Origin of the sequence: Escherichia sp. XD33 (genome assembly GCF_019375075.1) — a bacterium.
Classification (GTDB): Bacteria; Pseudomonadota; Gammaproteobacteria; order Enterobacterales; family Enterobacteriaceae; genus Enterobacter; species Enterobacter flexneri_A.
This window is the reverse complement of sequence record NZ_JAENDM010000009.1, coordinates 15,245-27,646: the sequence shown is the minus strand read 5'-3', so window position 1 is coordinate 27,646 and position 12,402 is coordinate 15,245. Positions and strand designations below refer to the sequence as shown.

Sequence of the window (12,402 nt, the reverse complement as noted above, 5' to 3'; positions counted from 1 at the left end):
TTAAGTTCTGGAGCGCACTTTACGCAGGCGGCATAATCCTGTAAACGTGATGATTCAGGATGAGTTAATGAAGGATTTTCACTAATGCGGATGAATATGTCTGACTTTGCCACTTTCTTTGCCGTGGCCCGTAATCAAAGCTTTCGTGCAGCGGGCGATGAGTTAGGCTTATCCTCGTCCGCCATTAGCCATAGTATTAAAACACTGGAACAACGTCTTAAAATTCGCTTATTCAATCGGACAACCCGAAGCGTATCGTTAACGGAAGCGGGTTCTAATCTCTATGAACGATTGCGCCCAGCTTTCGACGAAATTCAGATCATGTTAGATGAGATGAATGATTTTCGTCTGACACCGACAGGAACGCTCAAAATCAATGCCGCCCGGGTAGCTGCACGTATATTTTTAATGTCTTTACTGGTTGGTTTCACACGTGAATATCCTGATATTAAAGTCGAGCTCACAACTGACGACTCTCTTGTCGATATCGTCCAACAGGGCTTTGACGCTGGCGTTCGACTTAGTTGCATCGTCGAAAAAGATATGATCAGCGTGGCGATCGGCCCGCCAGTGAAATTATGTGTAGCAGCAACGCCAGAGTACTTTGCAAGATATGGCAAACCCCGCCATCCTCATGATCTGCTTAATCATCAATGTGTTGTTTTTCGTTATCCCAGCGGCAAACCTTTCCACTGGCAATTTGCAAAGGAGCTGGAAATTGCTGTCGCAGGAAATATCATTCTGGATGATGTTGATGCTGAACTGGAGGCCGTTTTGATGGGTGCTGGTATCGGGTATCTGCTCTATGAACAGATCAAGGAGTACCTTGATACTGGTCGTTTAGAATGTGTACTGGAAGACTGGAGCACAGAGCGTCCAGGCTTCCAGATCTATTATCCAAACCGCCAGTATATGTCCTGCGGCTTGCGCGCATTTCTCGATTATGTAAAAACGGGTCAGATCTACCAGAGTCAGCGTCACCGACCACAATAATTATTTACTATTCGCTTTACGCGCCAGCAGCGGGAATATCAGTCCTAATCCTACCAGCACAAACGGCGTTGCAACATTCAGCGCCAACTGGAAGGTCCACTCTGCAGTGAAGGCTTCCATTTTCGGGAAGATCCCCGTCAAACAGGCAAAGGCGGTAAAGGCAAAACACCAAATCCCGACGGTCATTGCCAGAGGCTTATTACGAATAAAGACATATTCTGGTTTATATTTCTGCGCCAAGCGAACGACTGCAATAAATGCAACAAATACCCATAAATAACGCAGCGGCATCACTACCGAATTAAGGTTCAACAGCCATTTATAGAGATTGTTCATATCACCAATGCCGAGAGTCGGCAGCATAATCAGAATCGCCACCAGTACCAGGGTCAGAAAATAGCCATTAACGGGCGTACCAGAAGCGTTGGTACGACATAAACTGGCTGGAATATATTTGCTGTCAGCATCACCTAATAGCACTTTAAGCGGGGCATCAATCGAGAATACCAGCGCCGCTACTTGTCCCAGGGTATTCGCAATGGCGTAAATCACCATTAAAGTATTACCCATGTTGTAATACTCGCCCAGCTTCTGAAAGGCGTAATACTGACCGTTGGTCATTAAGTCATCCGGGATATTACGCGAATCAAACATCATCCCCATCGCCAGCGAGCCCAGAATGGCACAAACCGCAACCATCACCGCCAGGCATAACATCCCTTTTGGAAATTCTTTTCCTGGGTTGCGCGTTTGATTAACGTAAGGAGAAATCTTCTCTGCTCCGCCAACCGCGAAAACCAGCATTGAAATAGTGGTAATGTAGGTAAAGTCGATATGAGGAATGAACGTTTCCCAGGTAATGTTTGTGGTCGCAATATGCACTTCAGTAATTGCAGGCGCGGTTACCGCCATCGCCACATACAGGAGCGACATAACAAACATAGCAATCCCTGCCACAGAACCGACGATTTTCAGCGATTTCATACCGCGTGAAGCAACCCACATAAAGAAGATAAACAGCACCAGCGTTAACCCCTGTAACGCTACGACTGAATATTCTTTGATTAGCGAACCGTCGCCTTTCATCGCCCAACCGAGCGCAATCAGAATTGCCTGGGGTTTTTGTGCCAGATAGGGAATATGCACCACCCAGTAGGTCCACGCGGCGAGATAAGCCAGTCCGGGTCCCATCGTGTGTTTAATCCAGGTACTGACCCCGCCCTTCCCATCTTTGAAGGTCGAGCCTAACTGACCAACAATTAGCGCATAAGGTGTGAAATAGAGTGCAAAGATAAACACCCATGAAAAAACAACCACCAGCCCCTGGTTGGCATAGTTATTAACAACGTTGCCAAAACCCCAGACAGTGATAAAAGACATCAGCGCAATGTTGTACCATCGCAACTGTTTTTCCTGAACATTCCCAGCCATAGACAAATCCTTCGCCAAAATTAAAGGGGCATCTGTAAAACGAGGGATTATGCGCGGCAAATAAGAAGTGCGGAAATAGCGAAATGCAAAATTATAACCTGCTGCACATTTTATTTTTAAACGAATAAAATTTGGAATAAAGCAAGTCAGATAGAAGAAACAAAAAAGCAGAGTGTGAAACAGTAAGTTCACACTCTGCTTGAATTCATTTACACGTGAGCAACGGGTTTCGGCGTATGACCGGCGTTGCGCAGCAGCATCAGCAAATAGATAAACGATACGCTGGCGATCATGATAAACAATAAATTATCGGAGAAATTCTGCATTAGCATAGCGGTAAATGACGGGCCAAGCAGACTTCCCACAGTATAGCTCAACAGTAAGGCCTGGTTCATCGCCACCAGTTGATGATGTTCAACTTTCTCGCAAGCCCATGCCATCGCCACCGGATATAGCGTAAAGCCAGCGGCACCGAGGATGAATAACGCTGGGGCCATCGCCGCCTGGCTAAGCATCGCGATACTGCCGAGAATGACGACAAAGACCTGAACACGCAACACCAGCAGTCGACCAAACTTATCCGCCAGACGTCCAATCGGCCATTGTCCAAGGATACCCGCACTGACCAGTACCGCCATCCAGAAACCAATGCTGGCATTGCTCACCCCTTTGTGATTGAGGTACAGCGGCATCAGGCCATATAGAGATCCCAGAACGATTCCTGAGATAATGCAGCCATTCACGCCAAGCCGCGCCTGACGGAGTTTTAGCATTGACGTAATTGACGTCGAATCATGGTTTTCAGCCTGCTGATTCAGCACACGCGTAAACAACAGCGGTAAGATCCCTGCCAACGTCAAACCTGTAACCCACGGCAATACGGACATCAGCTCGGTTGAAACTTTGCTGACCAGTAACTGGCCTAAAAACGTTCCCACGTAATAAACCATCATATACGCAGCAAGCAAACGCCCACGGTTACGTGACGTCCCACTGCACATCAGCGCGCTCTCAACAACCACCCAAATCATGGCACAGCCGACGCCCGCGACAAAACGCCAAGCCAACCAGCTCCAGAATCCAATCATCAGGCCAAGGCCGGCACAGCCAGCGGCAAAAATGAAGGAGGCCAGATAATAGCTGCGGTTAAAGCCAATGCGCTTAATGACATACCCTGTCAGCAATGTACCGACAAGGTTGCCGGTAAAATAGGATGAGCTGACAACGCCTACCTGCCATGTGGACATGTGTTCCTGGGCGAGCCAAAGCGGCACGAGTGTATTTAACACCGCAATCGCCAGAGTCAACAAAAGCAGGCCAGACAGCAAAAGCATGACAGGCCGGGTATACGTGGACATGAATTAAAACCGTGAGGAAGTTCAAATTTCATGCGCATCATGCCACCGCCAAAAACATTGTCAATGGGTGAAAATACGCGATATCCCAGCGGCGGTATTATCGATTTATATTACTCATTCATAACGCTAATGCTGAAGAGATGATTAGTCTCATCTGATTGTTTTTATTGAACTAACACAAATTTCATACGCTTCGTTCAGTCGAAAAATTTCATGGTCACAGCAAACTCATATTTCCCGTCTATGCTTTCAGAGCAATGCATCGCGTCTGATCGATTTCAGACGTACCACTGACTCTCGAAAGGAGAAGAGGATGACCAAACCGTATGTTCGTCTTGATAAAAATGATGCTGCCGTTTTGCTTGTTGATCACCAGGCTGGTTTACTTTCCCTTGTACGGGATATCGAACCCGATAAGTTTAAAAATAACGTGCTGGCGCTGGGTGACCTGGCTAAGTATTTCAACTTACCAACTATTCTTACCACCAGTTTTGAAACCGGTCCTAACGGCCCATTAGTTCCAGAACTGAAAGCACAATTCCCCGATACACCTTACATTGCTCGCCCGGGAAATATTAACGCCTGGGATAACGAAGATTTTGTAAAAGCTGTCAAAGCGACAGGTAAAAAACAGTTAATTATTGCCGGTGTGGTAACCGAAGTTTGCGTGGCATTCCCGGCGCTTTCAGCCATTGAAGAAGGGTTTGACGTCTTTGTCGTGACTGACGCGTCAGGGACCTTTAATGAAATTACCCGGCATTCGGCATGGGATCGCTTGTCGCAAGCTGGTGCGCAATTGATGACATGGTTCGGCGTGGCGTGCGAGCTGCATCGCGACTAGCGTAATGATATTGAAGGACTGGCGACGTTGTTCTCTAACCACATTCCTGATTATCGTAATTTGATGACCAGTTATGACACGTTAACGAAGCAGAAATAAAAGAGAACCGGGGCCGAAACCCCGGTTGTTATGATTAGCTTGCGACGGCCATCCCCACGGTCATATGCAAACCATAGAATACGCCGCGACCGATTAATTCCCCTGCCAGAAGCAGAATGAATGATACAGAAAGTAGCGGAACCGCAGGCTGATAACCTTTTAGCTGTGGTGCAATCCACAAGCACAGGGCAACGGCCAAAAGCACGATCCGCCAGGACATCAGCGCACCATAGTCCGGCACCAGCGCTGCGGCCTGCTGCACAGAACTATGAATAGTCGCCAGCTCTGCGCCCTGCATCACTGACACCACGCCACTCACTACCAGTGCCAGTACAGAAATTGCTGGCAGCAGACGCATCGCCCAGCCATCGACGCCAGCCAGACTCAACAACAGGTAACCCAGTAACGGGCCGCCCATAAACATCGTCAGGAAGAAGCCCATCGGCGTCCAGATGCTGTACCAGGTCGGAACGGTATCAATGCTGTTATACACACGCATCATCATCCAGACAAAGATGACGCCAAGAACCATCGTCACTATCAGCCACAGCGTACGCAATGCCGGTGACAGCTTTTTCAGCATTGCCAGCAACCAGCCGATGCCGCCTACGGCAAAAAAGATCGAACCGCTGGCGATTTCGTTACTGAGTGCTGAAGCCCCTACCCGGTTGAGCGAGTTAAAAGCGCGCATTGGTGAACCAAGATGGAGCATAGAGGCGATAAAGCCAATGCCCATCAGCACCCATAAACCAAACATGCAGGCGATAACACGCTGCTGGGCTTCTGCTCGCAGGTCGCCTTTGAGCAGCGCCAAAGCCAGAACGATAAAACCACCTGCTACACATTGCCCGAAGACCGTGAAGATCATCAGCGGCCATTCATGCCATCCACTTCCCATCTCACACCTCCTTCGGGTTTGCCAGATAGCCAGTGGTATCCCCGGTCGGGCGGCTATTGGCATTGGGTTTGATCACAATATTCGGTTTGGTAAAGTGAGCTCGCGGCAACGGCGCAACGGCCGCCAGATCGCCATGTTTTTTACGCAGCTCGTCGATAGGGCCGAAATCCAGCGCCCGCAGCGGACAAGATTCAACACAGATCGGCTTTTTACCCTCCGCAACACGGTCATAACAACCATCGCATTTGGTCATATGGCCTTTCGTTTCGTTATATTGCGGTGCGCCATACGGGCAAGCCATATGGCAGTAGCGGCAGCCAATGCACACATCTTCATCGACCACAACAAAACCATCTTCACGTTTATGCATCGCACCGCTCGGGCAGACTTTAGTACAAGCCGGATCTTCGCAGTGGTTACATGAAATCGACAGATAGTAGGCAAACACGTTCTGGTGCCAGACACCGTTATCTTCCTGCCAGTCGCCGCCAGCATATTCATAAATGCGGCGGAAGCTGACTTCTGGCGTCAAATCTTTGTAGTCTTTACAGGCCAGCTCGCAGGTTTTGCAACCGGTGCAACGGCTGGAATCAATAAAAAATCCATACTGGGTTGTCATCGGTTACTCCTTACACCTTTTCAACCTGAACAAGGTTTGTATGTGACGGATTCCCCTTAGCGAGAGGAGACGGACGTTGAGTGGTCAGTACGTTGATACAACCGCCCTTATCGACACGTTTTGTATCCGGGTCATACCAGGCACCTTCACCCAGTGCGACCACACCCGGCATCATTCGTGGCGTCACTTTCGCCTCAATATGAACCTCACCACGATCGTTAAAGATCCTGACTTTATCGCCGTTGTTGATACCGCGTTTTTGCGCATCAAGCGGGTTGATCCACATTTCCTGACGGCAAGCCGCTTTCAGCACATCAACGTTGCCGTAAGTTGAGTGAACGCGAGATTTATAGTGGAAACCTGTAAGCTGCAGCGGATACTGTTTGTTCAGCGGATCCTGATAACTTTCAAAGCCCGGCGTGTAGATCGGCAGTGGATCGATCACATCGCCTTCAGGCAATTCCCAGGTAGCGGCAATGTCAGCCAGCGCCTGCGAATAAATCTCAATTTTGCCCGATGGCGTAGTCAGTGGGTTTGCCTGCGGATCTTCACGGAAGGCTTTATAAGCAACGTGATGCCCTTGTGGGTCGCGCTTTTTAAAGATCCCCTGCTTGCGGAACTCTTCAAACGTTGGCAGTTCAGGAATCGCTTCCCGCGACTGGGCATACAGATGCCGCATCCACTCTTCCTGGGTACGGCCTTCAGTAAACTGTTGCTCAACGCCAAGACGTTTTGCCAGTTCGCTGGTCATTTCATAGATGGTCTTACATTCAAAGCGCGGTTTAATCACCTGATCGTTGAAAATCACGTAAGACATATTCCCGCAGGATGCATCCAGCGCAAAGTCCATCTGTTCGGAAGCGGTGCAGTCAGGCAGCAGGATGTCAGCATATTTCGCCGATGAGGTCATGTGGCAGTCGATAACCACAATCAGCTCGCACTTCTTATCATCCTGAAGGATTTCATGGGTACGGTTGATTTCAGAATGCTGGTTAATCAGGCAGTTACCGGCATAGTTCCAGATCATTTTGATCGGCACATCCAGCTTATCTTTCCCGCGTACACCATCACGCAGCGCCGTCATTTCCGGGCCACGTTCAATGGCATCGGTCCACATAAACATAGAAATGCTGGTCTGGATTGGGTTTTCCAAGGTCGGCATACGGACAAACGGTAAGCTGTATGAACCTTCACGCGCGCCGCTGTTCCCTCCATTAATACCAACGTTACCGGTCAGAATCGCCAGCATCGAGATAGCACGGGTTGCGATTTCACCGTTAGCGTGACGCTGCGGGCCCCATCCCTGGCTGATAAACGCCGGTTTGGTACTGCCGATTTCACGAGCCAGTTTGATGATTTTGTCTGCCGGAACACCGGTGATTTGCGAGGCCCATTCCGGTGTTTTAGCCACGCCATCTGGCCCTTCACCCAGAATATAAGCTTTATAGTGGCCATTTTTCGGCGCACTGGCTGGCAGGGTTTTCTCGTCATAGCCAACGCAATATTTATCGAGGAATGCCTGATCCACCAGGTTTTCAGTGATCATGACGTACGCCAGACCGTTAACCAGTGCGGCATCTGTTCCTGGACGAATAGGGATCCACTCATCTTCGCGCCCGGCACCGGTGTCGGTATAGCGCGGATCGATGATGATCATGCGAGCATTAGATTTCTGGCGTGCCTGTTCAAGATAGTAAGTCACCCCACCGCCACTCATTCGCGTTTCGCCAGGGTTATTACCAAACAGCACTACCAGCTTACTGTTTTCGATATCCGACGGGCTGTTGCCATCTGCCCAGCCGCCGTAGGTATAGTTCAAACCTTCCGCAATTTGCGCGGAGGAGTAGTCGCCGTAATGGTTCAGATAGCCGCCGCAGCAGTTCATCAGCCGCGCGACCAGGGTATTTCCCGGCGGCCAGGAGCGGGTCATGGTGCCGCCCAGCGTACCGGTGCCATAGTTCAGATAGATAGACTCGTTGCCGTACTCTTTGATCAGGCGCTGCATATTGGTCGCGATGATGTCGTAGGCTTCTTCCCAGCTAATGCGCTCGAATTTGCCTTCACCGCGCGCCCCGACTCGTTTCATCGGATATTTCAGGCGGTCCGGATTGTAGACACGGCGACGCATGGAACGCCCACGCAGGCAGGCGCGAACCTGGTGCAGGCCGTCGTAATTGTCATCGCCGGTATTGTCCGTTTCGACATATTTGATTTCACCGTCCACGACGTGCATACGTAGCGGGCAGCGACTACCACAGTTAACTGTACAGGCGCTCCAGATAACCTTTTCGTCTGATTTTGTTGGAATGGCGCTATCGACAGCGTGCGCAATCCGACTAAAAGGTAATGTTAATGCGCTGCTGGCCATTGCCAGGCCGCCGATCGCTGTCGTTTTTACCAAACCACGGCGACTCACCTCAGCAGCCAATACCGCATCAGGGATTTTCGTTTTCATAATGGCTCACTCAAGCTTGCTCACGATTGATTCCAGTAACAAACCGTATTGTGTAATTATTTCTATAGCAGTTCGCTATATAGGCTTGTATACATCGAATAATTTGAAAATCAAAGAGATAGGTAGATTTTCACTCGAAAGTAGTATTACGTGTAAGTGAGGAGTAATTATTGTTCGGTATCAAAGGGAGACAAAAAAAGCGCCCGCAGGCGCTTTTTAGATTCAGAAAAATTGGGTATTAGCCAATATATTCCAGTCCGTTCATATACGGACGCAGAACTTCTGGTACTTCAATACGACCATCAGCCTGCTGATAGTTTTCCATTACTGCAACCAGCGTACGACCAACAGCCAGACCAGAACCGTTCAGGGTATGAACCAGACGGGTTTTCTTGTCCGACTTGCTGCGGCAACGTGCCTGCATACGACGTGCCTGGAAATCCCAAACGTTGGAGCAGGAAGAGATCTCACGGTAGGTGTTCTGTGCCGGGATCCATACTTCCAGGTCGTAAGTTTTGCAAGCGCCAAAGCCCATGTCGCCAGTGCAAAGGATGATTTTACGGTACGGCAGGCCCAGCAACTGCAGGACTTTTTCTGCATGACCAGTCATCTCTTCCAGCGCCGCCATTGAGTCTTCTGGGCGCACGATCTGCACCATTTCAACTTTGTCGAACTGGTGCATACGGATCAGACCACGGGTGTCACGACCATATGAACCGGCTTCAGAACGGAAGCATGGGGTGTGGGCGGTCATCTTAATTGGCAGATCATCTTCATCGATGATTTCACCGCGCACCAGGTTAGTCAGCGGAACTTCTGCCGTTGGGATCAGCGCATAGTTACTGGTGTCTGCTTCTTCTTCCAGCGGACGAGTATGAAACAGATCGCCAGCAAATTTCGGCAGCTGACCCGTACCGTACAGCGTGTCCTGGTTAACCAGGTACGGAACATAGTTCTCACTGTAGCCATGCTGTTCGGTATGCAGATCCAGCATAAACTGCGACAGTGCGCGGTGCATGCGAGCAATCTGCCCTTTCATTACCACAAAGCGGGAACCAGTCAGCTTAACTGCAGCTGCAAAGTCGAGGCCAGAGTGCATTTCACCCAGCGTCACATGGTCACGAACTTCAAAGTCAAACTCACGCGGGGTGCCCCAGCGGCTGACTTCAACGTTGTCATTTTCGTCTTTACCTACCGGCACTTCATCTGCAGGCAAGTTAGGGATGGTTAGCGCGATATCGCGAATTTCAGCCTGTAAAGCATCCAGCTCGGCTTTTGCTGCATCCAGCTCTTCGCCCAGTTTGTTCACTTCCAGACGTAAAGGCTCGATATCTTCCCCGCGTGCTTTCGCCTGGCCAATGGATTTCGATCGGGAGTTACGCTCCGCTTGCAGGTTTTCCGTTTTGACCTGCAATACTTTACGACGCTCTTCAAGAGCGCCCAGCTTATCTACATCCAGCTTAAAGCCCCGGCGTGCCAGTTTTTCAGCGACTGCGTCTGGCTCATTACGCAGCAGATTGGGATCGAGCATGCTTATCCTGTGCTTATCGAATTAAATGGGAGATGTGGCCACAGCCTGCGACCACAGGGATACAGTAACAACATTACCGCAACGATAACATTAACGGTAGCGTTTTATGGGGCTATTTTGATCCTGTTCAGCCAGCCAGGCGAGCTTTTCGCCAATCTTGCCTTCAAGGCCCCTGTTTGTCGGGAAATAATAGCGTGTTTGTGCTATTTCCGGCGGGAAGTAAACCTCACCGGCAGCATAAGCGTTTGCTTCATCATGAGCGTAACGATATTCCTGCCCGTAGCCCATTTCCTTCATTAATTTCGTCGGCGCATTACGCAAATGAACCGGTACGTCATAATCCGGGCGTTCGCGAGCATCGGCCAGCGCGGCTTTAAACGCAGTGTAGACAGCGTTGCTTTTTGGCGCGCAGGCCAGGTAAACAATCGCCTGAGCAATGGCGCGTTCACCTTCCGCCGGGCCAACGCGAGTAAAGCAATCCCAGGCCGCAATTGCCACCTGCATCGCCCGTGGATCGGCATTACCGACGTCTTCAGACGCAATCGCCAGACAGCGACGCGCGACATATAACGGATCGCCACCAGCGGTAATAATTCGCGCATACCAGTACAGCGCCGCATCGGGTGCGCTACCACGTACCGACTTATGCAGTGCGGAAATCAGATCGTAAAAGCGATCGCCTTTGTTATCAAAGCGGGCGCTACGTTCACCGGCGATTTCGGTCAGTAATTCAGGCTTCAGGACCCGCTTACCGCTATCATCGACTTCGGCCATATCCGCCATCATTTCCAGCGTATTTAACGCCCGGCGCGCGTCGCCATTCACCAGTTCAGCAATGGCGCGTCGTGTTTCATCTGGCAGAACAATATCCTGACCACCATAGCCACGGGTTTTGTCTTCCATCGCCTGAGTTAGTACTTGCTCAATATCCTCTGTACTCAGGGATTTCAACAGATAGACACGGGCACGGGAAAGCAGTGCCGAATTAAGCTCAAACGACGGGTTTTCAGTGGTTGCGCCAATAAAAGTGATGGTGCCGTCTTCAATATGTGGCAGAAATGCATCCTGCTGGCTTTTGTTGAAACGGTGAACTTCGTCAACAAAAAGAATAGTGCGGCGACCTGCATTGCGGTTTTGCCGGGCGCGCTCGATCGCCTCGCGAATCTCTTTCACGCCAGAGGTGACGGCAGAAATACGTTCCACATCAGCGTTCGCATAGCGGGCAATCACTTCAGCGAGAGTTGTTTTGCCGGTACCCGGCGGCCCCCAGAGGATCATAGAATGTAAATGCCCGGCTTCGATAGCGCGCGGCAACGGCTTCCCCGCAGCCAGCAAATGTTGCTGGCCGATATACTGTGCTAAATTTTCTGGCCGCATACGCGCGGCCAGAGGTTGAAAAGTATTATCCGAAAAATCGAGCGACAGATTGCTCACTCAGGTGCCTCTACTTACGTTGATCATCTACCGTGACGCCTTGCGGCGGGGTGAAGGTAAATTTCGCTGCATCCACAGCCCCATTTTGCTGGGATTTCAGTTGATAACTGCTGCGCTGATCGTCCTGCTCCACCGCGCTAAACTGATGGATTGTGCCATCACGTCCCACGTTAATGGTGAACTGCTTCAGATTGCCATTGCTGGCTTTCGGCGTCAGGACAAAGTCATCGCCATTCTGTTTGATATTGTACTGCTGCCAGTCGCTGGACTGGTTGCGGGCAATCAGCATAAACGGCGTATTACCGGTGGCATCTTTCAGCCAGGTTGCCGTAGCTTGCTCAACGAACGGGTTATAGAACCACAGTGTTTTACCGTCAGAAACCAGAATGCTTTCATCAGGTTGTGTCATATGCCAGTTGAATAAGTTTGGACGTTTCACCCACAGATCGCCCTGACCTTCCTGCACCGCCGCGCCGCTACCGTCAGTCACTTTTTGTGTGAAGCTGGCGTGGAAGCTGCTGACTTTATCCAGGCGGCTTTTCAGATCGCTTGCGGCATCAGCCCAAACGCTGCTTGCTACTAAGCTTGAGAGTAATGCACAGGTGATGGCAATTTTTTTCATCATTATTCCTCAAATTACGTCACTCCCGATCGGGAGTTCCCTCTACTCTCTATTCCAGGCTAATAATCAGCTTGAGGAAAGAAGAAAATACTGAATTTTCAGTTGATAGAGTGCCGGATGC

The 12,402-nt window shown here is 50.2% G+C and carries 9 protein-coding genes and 1 pseudogene; 2 read left to right on the top strand and 8 right to left on the bottom strand.

Annotation, left to right across the window (positions count from 1 at the left end):
* The first annotated feature begins 84 nt into the window (after positions 1 to 84).
* On the top strand, positions 85 to 993 hold the full coding sequence (locus K0778_RS07730; protein ID WP_063084797.1) for a LysR family transcriptional regulator: 909 nt from the start codon (positions 85 to 87) through the stop codon (positions 991 to 993).
* Here the strand turns inward: K0778_RS07730 and K0778_RS07725 are convergent, their stop codons facing one another.
* Positions 994 to 2,424, bottom strand: coding sequence for an APC family permease (locus K0778_RS07725; protein ID WP_000918506.1), 1,431 nt, complete (start codon positions 2,422 to 2,424; stop codon positions 994 to 996). It abuts the gene before it with no gap.
* Between the two features lie 209 nt (positions 2,425 to 2,633).
* Positions 2,634 to 3,782, bottom strand: coding sequence for an MFS transporter (locus tag K0778_RS07720; RefSeq protein WP_000109295.1), 1,149 nt, complete (start codon positions 3,780 to 3,782; stop codon positions 2,634 to 2,636).
* A gap of 313 nt (positions 3,783 to 4,095) precedes the next feature.
* Here K0778_RS07720 and ycaC point away from each other — a divergent pair.
* A pseudogene (gene ycaC / locus K0778_RS07715) lies at positions 4,096 to 4,722 on the top strand (isochorismate family cysteine hydrolase YcaC).
* A 34-nt stretch (positions 4,723 to 4,756) separates the two neighbouring features.
* Here ycaC and dmsC read toward each other — a convergent pair.
* From dmsC to lolA, 6 genes are all read right to left on the bottom strand, one after another.
* Positions 4,757 to 5,620 (bottom strand): dimethyl sulfoxide reductase anchor subunit DmsC, encoded by an 864-nt coding sequence (gene dmsC / locus K0778_RS07710; RefSeq protein ID WP_001619270.1) that lies wholly within the window; start codon positions 5,618 to 5,620, stop codon positions 4,757 to 4,759.
* 1 nt (position 5,621) lies between these two features.
* Positions 5,622 to 6,239 (bottom strand): dimethylsulfoxide reductase iron-sulfur subunit DmsB, encoded by a 618-nt coding sequence (dmsB, locus tag K0778_RS07705; RefSeq protein WP_000213098.1) that lies wholly within the window; start codon positions 6,237 to 6,239, stop codon positions 5,622 to 5,624.
* Positions 6,240 to 6,249: 10 nt separating this feature from the next.
* Positions 6,250 to 8,694: a dimethylsulfoxide reductase subunit A gene (gene dmsA, locus K0778_RS07700; protein WP_000850306.1), complete on the bottom strand. Its 2,445-nt coding sequence runs from the start codon at positions 8,692 to 8,694 to the stop codon at positions 6,250 to 6,252.
* A 238-nt stretch (positions 8,695 to 8,932) separates the two neighbouring features.
* Entirely contained in the window at positions 8,933 to 10,225 is a 1,293-nt protein-coding gene (gene serS, locus K0778_RS07695) for a serine--tRNA ligase (RefSeq protein ID WP_000886683.1), read from the bottom strand.
* 90 nt (positions 10,226 to 10,315) lie between these two features.
* Positions 10,316 to 11,659 carry a replication-associated recombination protein RarA gene (gene rarA, locus K0778_RS07690; RefSeq protein ID WP_000067755.1) on the bottom strand — a complete coding sequence of 448 codons (1,344 nt, stop codon included), beginning with the start codon at positions 11,657 to 11,659 and terminating at the stop codon, positions 10,316 to 10,318.
* Positions 11,660 to 11,669: 10 nt separating this feature from the next.
* A complete protein-coding gene (gene lolA, locus K0778_RS07685; RefSeq protein WP_001295343.1) occupies positions 11,670 to 12,281 on the bottom strand; it encodes an outer membrane lipoprotein chaperone LolA in 612 nt (203 codons plus the stop codon).
* Between the last annotated feature and the right edge of the window lie 121 nt (positions 12,282 to 12,402).